This window comes from Ruegeria arenilitoris, assembly GCF_013032445.1.
Classification (GTDB): Bacteria; Pseudomonadota; Alphaproteobacteria; order Rhodobacterales; family Rhodobacteraceae; genus Ruegeria; species Ruegeria arenilitoris_F.
Map to the genome: position 1 here is coordinate 109916 of NZ_WQCA01000007.1, position 18189 is coordinate 128104.

11 protein-coding genes and 1 pseudogene are annotated in these 18189 nt (G+C 55.0%); 3 read left to right on the forward strand and 9 right to left on the reverse strand.

The features are described from left to right. Positions 1 to 156 precede the first annotated feature (156 nt). Positions 157 to 5301: a RecQ family ATP-dependent DNA helicase gene (locus GOW98_RS11740; RefSeq protein ID WP_170332182.1), complete on the forward strand. Its 5145-nt coding sequence runs from the start codon at positions 157 to 159 to the stop codon at positions 5299 to 5301. Positions 5302 to 5479: 178 nt separating this feature from the next. On the opposite strand, the gene GOW98_RS11745 is transcribed toward GOW98_RS11740, so the two are convergent. The 6 genes and pseudogenes from GOW98_RS11745 to GOW98_RS11775 all read right to left on the reverse strand — a co-directional run bounded on the left by GOW98_RS11745 (position 5480) and on the right by GOW98_RS11775 (position 9949). Beyond that, positions 5480 to 5719: an SAVED domain-containing protein gene (locus GOW98_RS11745; protein WP_170332514.1), complete on the reverse strand. Its 240-nt coding sequence runs from the start codon at positions 5717 to 5719 to the stop codon at positions 5480 to 5482. Further along, entirely contained in the window at positions 5716 to 5898 is a 183-nt protein-coding gene (locus tag GOW98_RS11750) for a hypothetical protein (protein ID WP_170332184.1), read from the reverse strand. Before GOW98_RS11750 ends, GOW98_RS11745 begins: the two co-directional genes overlap by 4 nt. Before the next feature lie 6 nt (positions 5899 to 5904). Continuing rightward, positions 5905 to 6129 (reverse strand): LysR substrate-binding domain-containing protein, encoded by a 225-nt coding sequence (locus GOW98_RS11755; RefSeq protein ID WP_170332186.1) that lies wholly within the window; start codon positions 6127 to 6129, stop codon positions 5905 to 5907. Between the two features lie 67 nt (positions 6130 to 6196). After that, a pseudogene (locus tag GOW98_RS11760) lies at positions 6197 to 6898 on the reverse strand (TRAP transporter large permease subunit); the annotation flags it as partial. Between the two features lie 311 nt (positions 6899 to 7209). Continuing rightward, positions 7210 to 9027: an SLC13 family permease gene (locus tag GOW98_RS11770; protein ID WP_170332189.1), complete on the reverse strand. Its 1818-nt coding sequence runs from the start codon at positions 9025 to 9027 to the stop codon at positions 7210 to 7212. A gap of 49 nt (positions 9028 to 9076) precedes the next feature. Further along, positions 9077 to 9949 carry an ABC transporter ATP-binding protein gene (locus GOW98_RS11775; protein ID WP_367646836.1) on the reverse strand — a complete coding sequence of 291 codons (873 nt, stop codon included), beginning with the start codon at positions 9947 to 9949 and terminating at the stop codon, positions 9077 to 9079. Between the two features lie 409 nt (positions 9950 to 10358). On the opposite strand from GOW98_RS11775, the gene GOW98_RS11780 reads away from it, so the two are divergent. Both GOW98_RS11780 and GOW98_RS11785 read left to right on the forward strand, forming a co-directional pair. Next, positions 10359 to 12272 (forward strand): DUF3604 domain-containing protein, encoded by a 1914-nt coding sequence (locus GOW98_RS11780; RefSeq protein ID WP_170332193.1) that lies wholly within the window; start codon positions 10359 to 10361, stop codon positions 12270 to 12272. A gap of 508 nt (positions 12273 to 12780) precedes the next feature. Then, positions 12781 to 14412, forward strand: coding sequence for a DUF1963 domain-containing protein (locus GOW98_RS11785; RefSeq protein ID WP_170332195.1), 1632 nt, complete (start codon positions 12781 to 12783; stop codon positions 14410 to 14412). 551 nt (positions 14413 to 14963) lie between these two features. On the opposite strand, the gene GOW98_RS11790 is transcribed toward GOW98_RS11785, so the two are convergent. Genes GOW98_RS11790 through GOW98_RS11800 form a run of 3 tightly spaced genes read right to left on the reverse strand, consistent with a single transcriptional unit; the run spans position 14964 to position 18110 of the window. Then, the gene (locus GOW98_RS11790) at positions 14964 to 15980 is read right to left on the reverse strand and encodes a DUF2955 domain-containing protein (protein ID WP_170332197.1); all 1017 of its coding nucleotides are present in this window, start codon (positions 15978 to 15980) and stop codon (positions 14964 to 14966) included. Then, complete coding sequence (locus GOW98_RS11795) at positions 15970 to 17034, reverse strand: HlyD family secretion protein (RefSeq protein ID WP_170332199.1); 1065 nt, start codon at positions 17032 to 17034, stop codon at positions 15970 to 15972. The genes GOW98_RS11790 and GOW98_RS11795 overlap by 11 nt, the downstream gene beginning before the upstream one ends. Further along, positions 17031 to 18110 (reverse strand): AI-2E family transporter, encoded by a 1080-nt coding sequence (locus GOW98_RS11800; RefSeq protein ID WP_170332201.1) that lies wholly within the window; start codon positions 18108 to 18110, stop codon positions 17031 to 17033. Before GOW98_RS11800 ends, GOW98_RS11795 begins: the two co-directional genes overlap by 4 nt. Positions 18111 to 18189: the final 79 nt, after the last annotated feature.

Below are 18189 nucleotides of genomic sequence, written 5' to 3' on the forward strand. Positions count from 1 at the left end.
AAATGGCCACGGAAGGTTCCGCTCCTAAGAAAAAATTATTAGCCTGCCAATATGAAAAACTTAATTTCCCGTGGCATATCAAAGGCCCTTGGCCGTGGCAGACCAAAGCCGCTTGAAAAGCCAGAGGCTATTCCGCCGGGAATTAAGAGTATTCAAATGCCGCGGGAACATTCCAAAGTTTTGTCGCGCTGTCTGTCGATTGATCTGGAGATCGATCCCAAGGAAGCCAAGGTGTTCGCCTTTGCAGCCGTGCCGGAAGACGATGGAGATGGGATTGTTCATCGGAAAGGTGATCCGAAGGCCGCGCTTGAAAAGCTCGACTTGTTTTGCGCCGGTTTCGCACATGTCATTGGGCACAATATTCTGCGCCATGACCTGCCGCATCTCATGGCGGTCTCGCCGCGCTTCGCAAAGCTCGCGGACGGTCCGATTGACACGCTGTGGCTCAACCCCTTGGCGTTCCCGCGCAATCCCTACCATCATCTGGTCAAGCACTACCGCGATGGGCGGCTTCAAAGTGGTCACGTCAATGATCCCGAGCTCGACGCGCGTCTTGTGTTCGAGGTTCTTCGCAACCAGATCGACGCCTTCGTATCGCTGAACACGTTGTCGCCAGAAACGATGATGGCCTATCACTGGTTGTGCTGCCGAGGTCCCGGTAGCGACGGATTTGATCGGTTGTTCAGCGACGTGCGCGGGGCGCCTATCCCGACAGAAGCAGAAGCGCACAAGGCCATTCAGAAGTTGCTTAAAGACTTGGCCTGCGGCGCGCAGGTGGACGGCTTGCTCGAGCGGCTCTCGGACACTGGGCTGGGCTGGCCGATGGCATATGCCCTTGCCTGGATTTCGGTCGCTGGTGGGGATTCTGTTATGCCGCCTTGGGTGCGGGCGCAATTCCGTGACGCAGCAGGGCTCGTCAAAGACCTGAGAGATACGAATTGTCGTGATCCGCACTGTGCCTATTGCGCAGAGCACAACGATCCCACCCGAGCACTCGAACGTTGGTTCGGCTTCCCATGTTTCCGCCCAGAACCAGTCGACGAGGACGGACGCCCGCTTCAAGAAAAGATCGTGGAGACGGCAATGGAAGGCGACAACCTCTTGGGTATCCTTCCAACGGGCACGGGTAAGTCTATCTGCTATCAGATTCCCGCGCTGTCTCGGTTCGACAAGACCGGGGCATTGACCGTCGTTATATCACCGCTTGTGGCGCTGATGGCAGACCAGGTTCAGGGCTTGGTTCGGGCCGGAATTTCCTCGGCGGTTACGATAAACGGGCTATTGTCTTTGCCCGAGCGTCAGGATGCGCTTGACAAGGTGCGGCTTGGGGATGCTGCGATCCTTTTGATTTCGCCCGAACAACTGCGCAGCACAACAGTTCGGTCCGTTCTGGCACAGCGCGAGGTAGGGCTGTGGGTGCTGGACGAGGCTCACTGCGTGTCTAAATGGGGGCACGATTTCCGACCCGACTATCGCTACGTTTCGCGGTTTATCAAGGAAAGCTCATCCGATGAGCCGGCTCCGGTACTTTGCTTGACCGCAACGGCAAAGCCGGACGTCGTGCAGGACATCCGCAGTCATTTCAAAGAGCGGTTGGGGTCCGAACTGGCGTTGATCGATGGTGGCGCGTCGCGTTCAAACCTGAGCTTCCAGGTGCTGCCAACACAGCGGGCGACCAAGATGACCGATATCCTCGACACGATCGAGGCCCAACTTCCTCGCGAGGGCGTGTCTGGGGCGGTCGTCTATTGTGCGACCCGAAACTCTACAGAGCGCGTGGCGGAGTTCTTAAAACAACAGGGCATCGCCGCTGAACGGTATCACGCGGGCCTTAGCGCCGATGACAAGCGTGAGATTCAAGAGGACTTCCGCGTCGGCAATCTGCGCGTGATCGCGGCCACCAACGCCTTTGGGATGGGCGTCGACAAGCCGGACATCCGTCTGGTGGTACACGGAGATGTGCCGGGGTCACTGGAAAACTACTTGCAGGAGGCGGGTCGCGCCGGACGGGACCGCGAGCCTGCAAACTGCGTCCTGTTGTTCAATACTGAAGACGTTGATCGTCAGTTCAGCCTCAGTGCGCGTTCTCGACTCGCGCGGCACGAAATCGGCGCGATCCTGAAGGCGCTTCGGCGTCTTGATGCTCGGACAGGAAAAGGCGGTGAAGTTGTCGCAACACCCGGTGAGATCGTTCATGAGGAGAAAGAACGAGATTTCCAGCGGGACAGCAATACCGACGATACGCGAGTTAAGACGGCCGTCGCCTGGCTGGAAGAAGCACATCTTCTGAACCGCGAAGAAAACCGGGTGCAGGTGTTCCCCGCCTCGCTCCGAGTAAGAAGCATGAAGGAGGTCCGCGAAATCCTTGCATCCGCTGAGATCACCGAGCGGCAGCGCGAGGATCTGGCCGCCATAGTGCTGCATATCATCAACGCGCCGCAGGAAGAGGGCATCACCACGGACGAGCTCTGCGGGGTCACTGGACTGACGATGTCGGGCGTTCGCAAAGCTCTGGCGGATCTCGAGGCCCTGGGGGTTGCAAAGGATGATACAAACATCACCATCTTCGTGCATGTGCGTGTCGAGAATGCCTCGCCGAAACGATTCCAAGCGGCATCCCGGTTGGAAGCTGACCTGATTGCGATCCTTAGAGAGCAAGCGCCAGACGCGGACATCAATGAGGCTGTGCCCTGCCATCTGGCCTCAGTGGCGCAGGCCCTGCGGGAGCGAGGACACGCCTCCGTGAGGCCCGATATTGTCGAGGGGTTGCTCCGCGGGATTGCGCAGGATGGCCGCGACATGGATGGCGGAAAAGGCAATATTGGCCTGCGCAAGGTGTCCAAAGGCAGTGTCATGGCGCGAATGCAAAGATCATGGGGGGTAATCGAACAGACCGCTCAGCTTCGCAGGCAGGCCGCAGAGCGTTTGGTTTCATACTTGATCAACAAGGTTCAGGCCGGCCTGCGTGGGAAAGATGTTCCTGTCGAAACCACGCTTGGCGACCTTCTTGCAGCAATCAACAGCGATGCGCTGTTACGGACATCTGTCAATGACCCTGCAAAGCTGATGGACCGGGCGCTTCTATGGTTGCACGAACAGCAGGTGGTGACTCTGGGCAAGGGTTTGTCCGTGTTCCGCTCGGCCATGACGTTGCACATCAATCGGAAAGGCGGCGCTTTTACCACTCAGCATTTCGCGCCGCTCGAAGACCACTACACCGAACAGACCGTCCAGACCCACGTGATGGCGGCCTATGCGAGCAAGGGCATCGACGATATCGATCAGGCTCAGCGACTCGCACATGACTATTTCGCAATGGAGCAGTCCGACTTCATGAAAGCTTGGATGCCGGGGAAAATTTCGGAGTTCAGACGGCAGGCAACGCCTCAGTCTTACGCTGAGATCGTCGACAATCTGGGGAATTCGACACAGGAGCAGATCGTTCGTGACGACCGCGAACAGACCAATGTGCTGGTGCTCGCGGGGCCGGGATCGGGTAAGACACGCGTATTGGTCCATCGCGTTGCCAATCTGGTCAGGATTAAACGCGAAGATCCAAACGGAATACTGGTGCTCGCTTACAATCGCCACGCGGCCGCCGAGATCCGGGAACGCATGCGTCTACTGATCGGCGAAGATGCTCGCTTCGTGACGGTCTTGACCATCCATGCCTTAGCCATGAGGTTGATTGGCGCGAGTTTCGCCGGACGGGTGCCGACCGATGAACCTGATTTCGAGACGCTTCTAATCGATGCGGCACGTCTCTTGCGTGGCGACGGGCTGGACAAAATCGAGGCCGAAGCCTTGCGAGAGACCTTGATCCAAGGGTTCCGATGGATTCTCGTGGACGAATATCAGGACGTTGGGCCTGAGGAATACGCCTTGATCGCCGCGGTGGCCGGTCGCAGTATCGACGACCCCGATCAACGGATCAGCCTGTTCGCGGTCGGCGATGACGACCAGAATATCTATGCGTTTGCCGGCGCATCGGTGCGCCACATCCGGCAATTCGAACAGGATTATTCAGCCAAGCCGGTCTTTCTGACCGACAATTACCGCTCGTCGAAAAACGTCATCAGCGCAGCGAACGCCGTGATCGAAGGATCTCGGGAACGTATGAAAACAGGGCATGGGATTACTGTCGACAAATCGCGGCAAAAGGACCCCGCCGGGGGTATCATGGAAAGCCTCGACCCGGTTGCGCAGGGGCGGGTCCAAATCCTTGGCTGCCCAGCCGGAAATGACGCTCAGGCCCTTGCGGCGGTCAACGAGATGATCCGCCTGTCAAAACTGATCCCGGATTGGAGCTGGAAGGGCGCGGCAATCATTTCTCGTGATTGGCGCAAGCTTCTGCCAGTCCGCGACTTTGCCGAGGCGCATGGAATTCCAGTCGAAATGGCAAACGAAAACTTGCCAAGTGTTTGGCGCACCCGTGAGATGCGGAGGTTCATCGACGGCCTTCGCGAGAGGCAGGCAGCTTTGGTCAGCTTGAGCGATCTTACCGAAACCCTGAACACGATACCCTCAAGCCGTTGGACTGACCGGATCGGCGAGGGACTTGGCCAACTTGCTCGTGAAGTTGATGGCAAAGCGCTCCCGAGCCCTGACGTGATCGAATGGTTTGCTGAATGGTCGAAAGACTCATGGGGCGAGCAACGTGGCCTCAAATTGTTGACGGCGCACCGCGCGAAAGGTCTCGAATTTGACGATGTCGTGATCCTGGATGGCGGTTGGGAACGGCCCTCGCGAAACGAAGATCAGGACGCGCCGAGGCGTTTGTTCTATGTCGCCATGACACGTGCGCGGCGCAATTTGATCGTCATGAGTAACGACAATCACGAATACCTTCCCACCGAGTCGCCTTCCGTCGTTAAGCGGCACGTGGTGCCCGACTTGGCGACAGTCCCTGGCCCGCGTCGGTTCTTTCAATCGCCAGAGATGAAGATGGTCGACTTGTCGTTCGCAGGGCGCCAAGGTGATCGGCACATTGTTCATAAAGCGATCGCTGAAGCGCAGGTCGGTGCGCCAATTAAGCTCGCCAGTGTCGGAGATCGCTGGCAGATCGAGGATCTTCAAGGGCGGGCCCTCGGGCGGATGGCAAAAGCATTCGTGCCCCCGATGGGCACGAAATTTGTAACCGGCGAGATCGCGGCCATCATACACTGGCGTAAGGAAGATGCCGATGAGAGTTTTCGTCACCTGATGAAACGGGCCAGTTGGGAAGTCGTTGTGCCTGAACTTATCTTCGAAGAGGTCAAGGGGGCTGAAAGGATTTTCGGAAAGTACCAGAACGGCAAGTAGGGCGGGAAGCAGACCTTCGCCGTAGGTGCGAAAGCAACTGGTCCGATCTCTGAAAGCGGTCATTCAGAGTCTATAGACAAGTTCAGTAAGGCAGCAGCATCCGTATTTTACTTCGCCGTGCGACCAGCCTCAGACAGACCGAAAGCATGCCTTTACGGCCACTTTTTTTTATGATTGATCAGGTTGCGCCTCCGGCCAGAGTCATTCTTTGCAAGAAACCTTGATCTTTGGTTTGGTCGTAAATATGGATATCTGGGTGAGCTTTTGGTTGCCACACGCGCCCAAACTCAACGGAGCATGAAACAGGCATTGCCGGAAAGACCATTAGTTCGACATCCATTCCGTGGACGTTCTTTATTTCATCAAGGGTCGAACGAACGATGGTCCTGAAGCGACTAAGGTCTTCCTTGTGCCTTATGACACCGTGTTTCTGTGGCCACCAGCCTTGGCTAACTGACGACCGATCGCCACACCTCCGCCATCGATTGCGGCCTGGATCGCCACATTATAGTCGTTGAGCGGCATCCGTCTCACGCCCGCCATATCGATACCGCGCACCTCCGCCCAAGACTGCCATTTCTGCTCCTTACCGCTCATGAGTAGCTATTCGTCAGACAGGTCGCTGAGTGGAAGGGTTCGCTCAGAGTGTGCAACGGGGGCAAACTTTTCGACATGCAGCAGCCGGGCATCCACACCCTTCCACGGGACGGTTCCGAACCTCATGCCCAGATCAGCCTCGTCGCGAGCAAAGCTGACAATCTCGAGTGTCGGGTCCAGTTCAATGTCAATCCTTGGATGCGCATCCGAAAAAGAGGCAAGACGCGACATGAGCCGGAAAAAAGAAGAACCCCGAGCCAACCAAATAGCCCGGGGTTCAATATTGGGTCCTTTATGCTTACAGCGGTAGCAAAGCCAATGTGATGAACGGGAATGCCACCAGGATCACTACGCGGATCAGATCTGAACCCACGAAGTAGAGCACGGCCTTATGGGTCTCGACCATTGGCGTCCTCCTATCCATCGCGTTGATCACGAAGAGGTTCATCGCAACTGGTGGAGTGATGAGACCGACCTCAACAACGATGAGAACGAGGATAACGAACCAGATTGCTGTGTATTCGATATTTACTCGGCCAAGCGCCCCCTGGTTAACGCCGCGAAGACCAAGCTCGCGCGTCATTTCGCGGGTCAGTTCCTGACCACTGGCAAGGATGGACCGCGCTTCTTCCACCAGGGCCGCTGAAACTTCAGCTCCGCTTGTGACGAATGCTTCGAGTTTTGCCGACTGCAGTTCAACCATAGAAACAAGTCCGAAATCCAGTTCCTGCATAATCGGCCAGAAGATCGGGATCGTTAGAAGGATCATGGACAGACTATCCATCAGGCAGCCCAACAGAAGATAGAAGACCAGAATTACGATCAGGATCAGCCATGGGCTCAAGCCGCTAGCCGCGACCCATGCGGCACCTTCTTTTGGCAGCTGGGTCAGGGCCAGAAAGCCATTATAAAACGCCGCCCCCAGTACAATGAAGAAGATCATGGCGGTTGCACGCGCTGTCACGAAAAAGCTTTCCGACAGAGTTGCTCGGGTCCAGCCGGGGCATGCCTTGCCCCATCAGCACCTCAACCTGCCGTAACTTCGAGACAATCTCTTCCGGCTTCATCTGCGCAGGCTTGATCTTGTTTGCCATTCTTGATCCTCCGTTTCCTAAACATAGCGGTGGACCAGTTCAGATGGGGAGGCGCAGCATTGTTTACCGACTTTCGTGCCGTTACCTTCTTGGTATGGAATTTGTAATTGGCGCCATAGTTACCGTCTTCCTTGTGGTCTGGGGGGCCATGTCGTGGTGGAGTACTCCGGGCCGCAGTCGCAAAGAAGAAGACGACGACAAATAACCTTGTTTTTGGTCAATACGGGAAAAGGATCGGCGCGATAGTCACGGCTGCTATTCCGGTCAGAATGGTCAGCGGAACACCAAGTTTTAGAAAATCAGAAAAACTGTAACCTCCTGGCGCAACAACCAATGTGACAACGGGGGTTGAAATGGGTGTGGAAAAGGACGCCGAAGCTGCAATCAGAACGCAAAGCGCCACCGGGTAGGGTGAAATTCCAAGCGCCTCGGCCGCAGAGATCGCGATAGGTGCCACAAGCACGGCGGAGGCCGTGTTGGAAAGAACTAACCCCAGCAAAGCCGTCAAAACGAAGATGGCTGACATTACCGCTCGCGGGCTGGCATCGCCGACAAGGTGCAGCAATTGCTCGACGATTAGATCGGAACCTCCGGTGACTTGCAGCGCGTCCGCCAATGGCAACATCCCGGCAATCAGTACAAGGCTTGGAAGCTTGACCGCGCGATAGGCGTCTTCGGCAGTAAGAGTGCGAAACACAACTGCAGCAATGGCGGCCATCAGGACTGCGGTCGTTATAGAAACGATTTCAAAAAGCGTCGCCGCGATCATCCCAGCCATGATAATGATAGCGGCCCAGAACCCCGAGGCAGCGGGCGGTATGGATTGCCGCTCTTTCGGAAAGGACAGCAGCACGAGCGTGTCGTGCCGCTTGACAGCTCGATCCAATGCTTCCCATGACCCAGCGATCAACAGCCGATCCCCAGACTGCAAATTTGTCCCCGTTACATCCTCGACAGCTTCGCCCGCTCTTACTAACGCGACGACCTCGACGTCGTTCGCCTCCACGCCAAGTCCATTGCTCACGGGTTTGCCAATCAACGGGGACTCTGGATGAACCAAAACATCGGAAAACCCGATCTCATCAATGCATGCGTCGATCATGTTTGCAGGTTCGATGCGTTCAGAGAACTCAGGTCTCTGCGCGAGCGCTTTTAGTGATTCTTCCGGGCCGCGCACCAGGATACGATCTCCGCGTAGCAACTCCATTCCATCGCGGAACATCGCCGGGATGAATTTGCTTTTTGCACCTGACCTCAGTCGGATCACAATATTGGACTGGTCTCCGATCAACTCGGTGACGTCTTCCGCAGAAACTTTCTTGGCGACCACGAGAATTTCAGACTGAACATGGAGATCAAAAGAACGCCACATCGCCGCAAGCGTTGTCCCAGTTGTCGCTAAATCCTCTTCTTGCGCATCCGTGGCAGTGTGCAATCGATATCGTCCCCAAAACAGGATGAAAACAACCGCAACCAAAAGAACGAACGCGCCGATCAGGAAAAAGGAAAACAAGCCCAAAGGCTGATACCCCTGCGCAACCAGTTCATCGCTGACGACCAGATTTGGGGGCGTGGCGATAAGGGTCAGCATGCCGCTGATCAACGCGGCATAGGACATCGGCATCAGAAGCCGCGCCTTGTCGTTTCCGGTCTTCTGGGAAATTCGCAAAATGATCGGAATGAAAATTGCGACAACTGCCGTCGAACTCATGACGCTTCCCAAAAGGGCGGTGCTTACCATAATCAGTATCAGAAGATTGGTTTCGCGACTGCCACCATAGCGCATGATTGCGTCACCGACAGTGCGCGCCACACCGGTTCTGTCCAACATTTCCCCCAGCACCAGAAGGCACGCCACAAGAATTACCACGCTGTTTCCAAAGCCCGAGAGGCTTTCTCCAATTGTCAGCGTGCCACTCAGGGCGAGTGAAATGACCACTATCAAAGCGACAAAGTCGTAGCGAACCCGATTGCTTGCCATCAGCGCGCCTGCGACGGCAATCAATACAAAGACAAAACCGGCTTCGTTAGTCATTGCTGTCAAACCTTTAGTACAACAGGGCGGCAATTCAACCGCGCAAAGTTCAGTTGGGCACGTCAGCCATATCTACACCTGCGTCGCGCAGCAGTTCAAATTTCACAGCTGTTGCACTGACCTGTCGATAAAATGCAATCAGCTGCCGCGTCGGGCCCTGAAGACGGGTCAAACCTACGGTGGCGGCGACGACCGTGCCGACATCGGTATTACCCTCCAGAACCTGCCAACCGCCGACGACAAGAACCCCCACGGTTCCGGCTCCGTTAATGGCGCTGAGTACAAATTTCGAAGATAGCTTCCAAACGAATATCCGAGAGCGCGTGTCGTAAATCTCGTCAAATTTAGGCGTGATTTCCACGGCTGAGCGATCAGGGTCAACAAGCCAGTTGGTGGCTTTGCGCAATGTGTGAACCCTGTCTGACACAAAGGAGTTCACGCGCGTCTGAACGAGAAGAACAATAAAAACCTGAGGGATAATCATACCGATCGCAATCAGCCCGAGAGAGGGTTGATTTGCTGCAATATACCCAACAATAACAACAAGAGTTCCGGCCTGTACGATGGGTTCAGACAAAGCGCTTCCCGAGAACTTTCCCACTTGTTCAGCTTCGGCCGACACCATTGTGGCCTTGGCACCATAGGCAACTTTCTCGGCCCCTGCGGGGGTTTCGCGAGACAGATTGCAAATGCGCTTGCGCAGTTTGCGGATCATGTCTTCGCCCAGAGCGCTCGATAGGTAACCCAGCACCCATTTCAGCGCGAGGCTCAGGGTGATCACTCCACCCATTGCAACGCCGAGCCACAGCAATCCTCCGGGGCTTATGTTCTTTTCGGTCAGACCGTTCACGATTTCCTTTTGGTAGTTCAGAGGAAACGCCGCCAGAGCGGCAATGGCCAGCGAAAGCAAGATGTTGACCACCTGTCGCTGTCCCGTTGTTCTCCAAATGGATCTGTAAAATTCAATCACTTCACGTTCCCCCGAGATTCTTTTGGCACCTTTTCTGAATGATGCGGGTGTCGTGTTGTGAATGCACTGTAACATTCAATTCCATTCGCATAAAAAGATGCGTTTCTGCCAAGGAAATGTAGCGAGTTTGGAGGCCACGAAATCTTGAAAGATCACCAGCTTTGATTTGTTTTTGCGAGTTTGAGGAAGGTTACTGATCCCGAGTTTTGACCTTACGAAGCCCTGCCTACCGCTGTGCAATCCTCTACCCCAACCCTCTAGTACGGCTCTCGTATCGCACGACTCACCCACCCGTATATTTGATTGTTTGCATGTTTTTTACTACACTGCGGCTTCGTTTTTACTGTTTGGGGTAGCAGTCATGAGAACTCATTTTGAACCCACGATTTTGTTGCATGCGACAACCGCCTTTGCGCTTTCACTAGGGACGCAGGCAGTTGGCTTCGAAGGCGAAGTCCCACCGGATACTGTGGTGCCGTCGCAAACCTATTCTCCGTTTGTTGACCGCTCTTATCCCGAACAGGTTCTCTTCGGCGATTTGCATTTCCACACTGAAATCTCGTTCGACGCAGGGCTTGTTGGGACCTCGTTGAACATCCATGACGCCTTTCGCGTGGCGCGAGGGGAGAGAGTAACCTCAAACACCGGGCAGCCTGTTCAACTCATTAGGCCCCTCGATTTCCTCGCCATCACCGAACACGCAGAAATGTTGGGGCTTGCCACCGCCATTCGCGCGTCAGACCCTCGACTTTTGGCCGACGACTGGGGCCGCTTGACCCATGAAAGGTTCAATTCCGGGCAGGAAGGTCGGATGGAGGCCTTTGCCGACATTATCGAAATCGCATCAATCGAGGGTAGGGACCCCACGGCTGGCTTGGGTTTGGACGGCGACCTCTGGCAACAGATCGTAGAAACAGTCGACGATTATTACGAACCCGGTGTTTTCACCTCGCTGGCAGGGTACGAATGGACATCGACACCGCGAGGCGACAACCTTCACCGTGTCGTGATCTTTGGGGATGGCGCCGATAAGACCAGTCGCACCCGTCCATTTACTTTCTTTGAAAGCGAAGACCCCGAACCGTTGTGGGATTATCTGGCCGCCTACGAAGAAGAGACCGGCGGAAGCGCCGTTTCCGTTCCGCATAACGGAAACATTTCCAACGGGATAATGTTCGCACCTACCAAGTTTGACGGTTCACCTATGGATGCGGAATACGCTGCCAAACGCATTCGTTGGGAGCCTATGCACGAGGTAACCCAGATCAAGGGTGACGAGGAGACACACCCCTACTTGTCACCTGATGATGAGTTCGCGGATTTCGAAACCTGGGACGTTGCGAACATTTCTGGCACCGTCGCTAAGACACCTGAAATGCTGCGCTACGAATATGGGCGCTCTGCTTTGAAGGTCGGGCTTGAGGTTCAGCGAGAGACGGGCGTAAACCCGTTCAAGTTCGGCTTCTACGGTACGACGGACACGCACACCGCGCTCCCGACCACGCGGGAAGACAACTACTTCGGCAAGTACCAACACACAGAGCCTTCGGCAAACCGCCACAACTTTGATGTAATCCCGGCCGAAGACCCGGCATTGCGTATCATTACGGCTCAAGAGTCGGCCGCCGGTCTCACGGCTGTATGGGCCCGTGAAAACACTCGTGAAGAAGTCCACGGCGCTATCAAGCGCAAGGAAGCCTACGCCACAACCGGGCCAAGAATGCGGGTCCGGATCTTTGGCGGCTGGGGTTTCGATGCAGACGATCTGTACGCGTCGGACTTTGTTTCAAACGGGTATCAGAACGGCGTGCCAATGGGCGGGGACCTGAAGAATGCGCCTGATGGGGTGTCCCCCAGCTTTCTGATCCGTGCGCTGCGCGATCCGGATGGTGCTAACTTAGACCGCGTCCAAGTTATCAAAGGCTGGATTGACGAGAGTGGCGAAACTCATGAGCGGATCTTTGACGTGGCCGTCTCCGATGGAAGAGAAATTGGAGAGGATGGTCGCGCACGTGAACCAGTGGGCTCGACGGTAGACATTGAAAACGCGACATACAGCAACTCTATCGGCTCCGTGGAACTCGCCGCGTATTGGCAAGACCCAGATTTTGATCCGGACAACAACGCATTTTACTACGTGAGAGTGATCGAAATTCCAAAGCCACGTTGGACGACTATTGACGCAGCATTCTATGACATCCCGTTACCTGAGGCTGTCCCAGCAGAAGTCCAAGACCGTGCTTACACGTCACCGATTTGGTACAGCGCCGAATAGTTGACTTAGTTTTCATGGCAAAACCATTCATGGTCAGTTTAGACCCCCAAGGGTATTGCTGGGAAACAACCCGTTTGGCTGAAGTGCCCCCATATCACGAGTGCGCCCGCCGCTCGATTTGGTGGATGAAACAAACGTCTGGTCTTATGAAGATGCGTCGGCGTATTTGAACCCGTAGCTATAACCGCTGTTGACCGGGCGCTGAGCTTTACAAAGTCTGCTTTCCTTTACCATGCCGGCATTCGTGCAGCGCGCTGCATCGGTAACTAATGGCTCAATCCGAACCTCGGTGCCGTTGCAGCACGGCCCCCTGCCCCACCATCAGTTGATCACGCAGACGGCCCAAAGCGGACCTAGCGTACTGCCTTTCAATTCTGCAATTGAATCCACATTACTGCCGTTCGCAGCATGAGCCAATCCGGAAGCCTCTCGAACTCATCTTGCGCGGACCATAACATGAGATTGTTGCGTACTGAGTAGCGAAGTACCGGGCAAGAATCCGTCTCCTTTGACATATGTACAACAGGCATCCTTAGAAGATCAGTTGCTCGCTGGATTTCATCCTTTGGTTGAAATTAGGGTGCCGTATTGTATCAGAAATCGGGCATGGAAAATGCAGCGTCTTTATCAGCTCATCCAATATGTTGCACCAATCGTAGGGCTTGCGGGCATCACAATGATTATAATCGGTGTTCAAGGAACTCCGCGGAACTGGACGCTGGTCCAGCAAAGCCTACCGCTCGTGATTTTAGCGCTTGTTTTCCGGCCGCAGCGTGGTCATCCAATGTACGATCTGATGGGCATGCAGGGCAGCTCTCGCAGGCCAGTAGCAAAGCCTGAGGACACTCCCGAAGCAAAAGAAGCCAAGGCCTTTCTCGCCGAGGTTATAGAACAAAATCTGGCCGTTCTGGCGCACAAGCCAGGTGATTTGGCGCACCATGCCGCACCCGCTAAATTGGTTCCGCTGCTGCCCGGGGCCAAAGAGCGAAACCGCAGCTGGATTGGCGGTGCCCCAATGCTGCCTGCAGATATGGCTTGGCCTGAGGTCAATGGCCTCCCGATGCTGTTTGTCGCGCAAATCGCGTTGGATGAGCTGCCCGAGGGCATCTGGGGCGGATTGGGCCCACGCGATGGCTGGCTGGCTTTCTTTATGCCGTCAGAAGGGCGTGTAGATGATGACTCCCGCGTCTTTCACCTGACCGGCCCTGTTGAGGCGTGTGATTGGCCAGACGTGCCCCATTCTTTCTATTTTGGTACAAGCGGCGACAAAGCGCGGGAGGCGCTGGCAACAGTGGGCTTCCCTGTTGCCCAGCATCCTCCGCGCTTCCCGGTGGCCATCCGGCATCACGAAGGGTCGACGGAGACAAGACGCTCGGTCGGGTCCGATGACAATCAACGCTTTGCCATTCAGGAAGACTATGATCCTCGATCTTTGATATATCGACCATTCGACACCATCAGCGCGTGCGGCTTTGTTGCCAGTCTGCTGTCGGGCCAGCATCAAGCATTGAAGATTCTGGCCGGAAACATCGAACGCACAGAGCGCAATCTGCAAAAGAGCGAAAACGCAGAGGACCAGGCGAAATTGCGGATAAGCCTTGCGAACGATCAGCAGGAACGTGCAACGCGCGACGCGGCCGTCGCTGCGCTGGAGGACGTCTATAGCAGGCTTGTAGCGGGACCGGACAGTTTGCTGGACACGGACGCGACGGACGCTTTGATTGCCGAACTCGACCAGATTGAAGTTCGCCGCCCCCAAAGAACCGATGATGGGACTAAATGGATGTCACACTCTGTAATCGACGAGTTTTGGGCGCGTTCTGTCAGCCGAGATGTCTTCGAAATACAGCTGCAAGAGGCCATGCGCACACACCCCGAGCGCATATCCGATTCAACGCGGGCTCGCTATGAAAGGCTCTGGCGTTTTGACCAAGAACACCAATACGCCACGATGGGAGGCCCGGTGCATAGCGGCTTTATCTATTCGCGCGCTCGCAATCCCGCCTTTCTTCTGGAGATTCCGTCAAGTGAACTTGTGGGCTGGATGTTTGGCGATGTCGCAAGCTTTGGTATGTTCATTGACCCAATAGACATGAAGGCTGGCCGCTGGGATAAAGTCTGGGGTGATATTCTCAACTGAGACCAGCCAGGTGAAATTTGTCTGGATAGTGTTACATCGGTCGGGTTGCAAAAAACTTTCTGTTGTTAGTCGCTCAGCGCTCGTCAAAATCGGCTCGTTGCGAGTTGGAGCCATTGCGGAAATTTCCCGTCCGACTTCGCTTGACCATTGAGGGCGGCCCTTAGCTGCAGTCCAAAGGAGTATCCGATTGCTGCGCAGCGGCCCGCCGAACCTGCCGTTTGCTGCGCGAGCAAAGTCAACGCTCAACGAATTCGCAGGTCGCGGACATAGCCGACATTCGATGCGCCTTCATCAATTTCGGCATTCGTTCGATCCGGATTTCTTAGCATTGGGGCGCCCCTTTCGGGACACCATGAATCCTTACAGGGGTATCGTTAGTGGCGCGTGCCTGCCCTCAGTGCGCCCCGTGCTACCGGGTTTGTGACATCCAGATCGCGACCGTCAAAGCCCAGAATCCTGGTTGCGTTGACCATAAGTTAGCCCGGTCGTGTTGTAGGGAAGATCCAGATTTTTTCCGGGGCAGCCGCGTACCTGAGTTTGAGCATTTTGCGTCAGGCCTCTGACGAACCCTGTTGTTTCTTTTCCGGCCAAAACTCGTCTACCACGATATATGCGACAATTACAAAGATCGCGGCGCTGGCAACTTGCAGCACGCGCGTAATGCTTTTCACGTCAGCCTCATCGGAAAAGGGTGCTATTGAGCCGCCGTAGACGATCAAAGTAGTCGTGATTGCCGACCCGGCGGCGGCGGCGAGCGGGACTTGCGACTTTCCGAGTGCGCCGAGCGTTATGCAAAGGAAAAAGCACAACAGGACAGGCGTCAAAAAAACTGGGGCAATCACATTTACTTCATAGCAAATGATCGACACTGCGGCCCCTAGAAGGTTCGCTGTCAGCATCGCTTTGGCGACGGTTTTTCCCATCGCTGGCATTGCTGCAAGTTGCTGACTGAGAAGCGCCACAAAAAACAGAACCAAAAGTGCCGATGCACCGGACACGAAGAACGCAATGGCAAACGGAACTGTGACAAGCGACATTCTTACAACCCGGCGATATGAATCAAAGTCGGGCGAAGCGGCTGCTTTCTTCTCGGCAGGTGTTTGGGGTTCAGCGGGTATCAGCACAAACATCAGTGTCGATACGAACCCGGCAAAAAGAAGGTTCATAGGGATCCAAAACACAAGCACCAAAGCTAGGTCTTGAGACTGCAACACCAGGTTCGGAATCATCAATGCCCCCATTAGGGCTATGACACCAGGCAAAACTCCCGCGCCCGAAACCGACCAAGTGAAAGACAGAATGATTCCGATTGCCACCAAAATGAGAAACACGACGGGATATGGCGCGAATACCGATGAAAGCAGGAAGGAAATGAACATCAGCCCAATCGAGAAGATGAAAAGCTTGCCAAATGCCGCCAAAGGAAGCGCGGCGGGTGCCTGAAGGAACAGCGCAGTAAACACTGCCCCGACAACGGCCAGTGGCCAGCCTAGAAACAATCCCAACGAAAACACACCTGTCACGCCAAGCGCGAGCCGCGTAACGGAGCGCTTGTCCTCAATACGCATAGGACAGGATCGAAACCAAACGAATGTAGGCGCGACCGACCGTGTTTAGCAGTGAACTGTCGCTGAGGTACATGATCACGTCCGCCTGTCCGTTCAGTTGAAAGCGAAGATCATCCTCGGCATTGCCTGCCTCGTAGCCGGGCAAGACGATCCGCACCGGGAACCGCTCGGGTTCGCGCAAAAATCCTTTGGTGCTTGGTGGGCTTGCCAATTGGCCGGGTTCATCCCCACCACTCAGTGAAACTGCAGCACTGAAGCTTTCAATAACACCCGAAACGATTTGGCCCGGATGCATGTCCAGCACCACATCAACAGGAGAACCAACCGACGCCCTACCAAGGTTATTTTCGGTGAAATATGCCTCGACCCAAATGTCTGTTGCGTCCAGAAACGTCAAAAGATCTTGGCCGGACCGTGCATATGTCCCCGGCGCGATCAAAAGGTTGGATACGACACCAGTTGCCGGAGCGCGCAACTCTGTCCATTCAAGGTTAAGCTCTGCATCCGCCAAGGCAGCCAACGCGCGTTGGATTTTCGGGTTTTCAATTCCGTCATCGCCAAGCCTTTGCTTGGCTTTTTCCAAGTCAGCCTGGGCGTTTTCAAAATTGGCCTCGGACTCTGCCAGTTGCCCGCGCGCATCATCGGCCTTTGAGACGGCAATCAGCCCTTTCTTCTCAAGTGCAAACACACGTTCGGTCTGTATGCGCATCGTGTCGAGATCACTCTGAGCTCTGGCCAGTTTTGCTTGCGCAGCACTTACCTCTGCCGAAGAGGCACCCACTTCCTGTGTGGCGGCTTCAAGATCGGCTTGCGCTTTGGCGCGTTCAATCTCGTACGGTCTGGCGTCGATCCGGACCAGAACATCTCCTGCCGAAACGACCTGACCGTTTTCGACCAGGACCTCGGTCACCGTACCGGTGACCTGCGGAACGATTTGGGTGGCGATGGCCTTTACTCGGGCATTTCCGGTAAACGGGGTCTTGCGGTCAGCGACAAGGTACCAGACCAGGAAAAAGAGAATGATCGCAAGTGTGGTCCAGATCGTCTTTTTCATTTCGCTGCTCCTTCAGCAGCGTCGTTGGCCTCAGCGGGGGCATCGATCCAGACCTTGAACAACTCATAGAAGACAGCGAACAGAACGGGGCCCATGAAAATACCGATCAAACCATAAGCCATCATGCCGCCGAGGACTCCGATGAGGATCACCAGCATGGGTGTCTCAAGGCCTTTGGAAATGAAAACGGGGCGCAGGAAGCTGTCCATGATCGTCACTGGCACAGCCAGTATGGTAAAGATCAACGCGGTCCCACCCGACATTGTGCTCCATGCGTAAATGATCACCGGCAACAGCACCAAACCTGGTCCAATTTGGATGATAGAGAGGATCAGGCAGATGAAGGCCAAAGTGGCGGCCGAAGAAATCCCGAACAGAACCAACAGCAGCCAAACTACGACGGCTTGAATCGCGGCGACACCAATTACTCCTTTGGTGACATTGCGGATCGTAGCGCCAGCCAACGTAACGAACTCACCCCCGCGCGGCGCGAAGACACGATTAGCAAATCGCTGAAGACCCTGCACGAGGTCCGGCCCGGGGCTGAACAGCGCGCCCATAATCAGCACAGAAAGCGCAAGTCCCAACAACCCTATTCCAATGCCCAAAACCTTGCCAAAGAGAGATTTGGTGATCTCAAGGATTTGCGCGCCGTATTTTGCAAGCGCACCGTCCAGATTGCGTTCAAACATTGTCCAGACATCTGCGATTTTGTCTCCGACCAAAGGCAGCTCCTTTAAACCTTCCGGAGCCGGAGGAATTTTAAGTTCGCCACTGTCAGCTTGCTCTGCAAAATCAGATCCCAGTTCAGCGGCACCAGACACTGCCGTTGCGACGGGTCCTAAGGTCAACACAAGGCCCAACAAAACCAGGATTGTCGCCGCAAGCTTTATTCGTCCTCCCAATTTGGACTGCAGCCAATCAAATACCGGGTAAAGCGCCACACAAAGGATCGTCGCCCAGATCACCACGCTCGCCAGCGGGGCAACCATGACCAGAGCGCTGTAGAGGAATAATCCAAGAAAAAGCAATCGTATTGCGAGATCGACAATCTTTGCTTCCTGTGTCTTTTCCATACCATCCCTCCATTGTTTTCCAAATGTTACACTCAAAAAACAATATATGTATATTATTTATCAACAACCCCCATAAAAG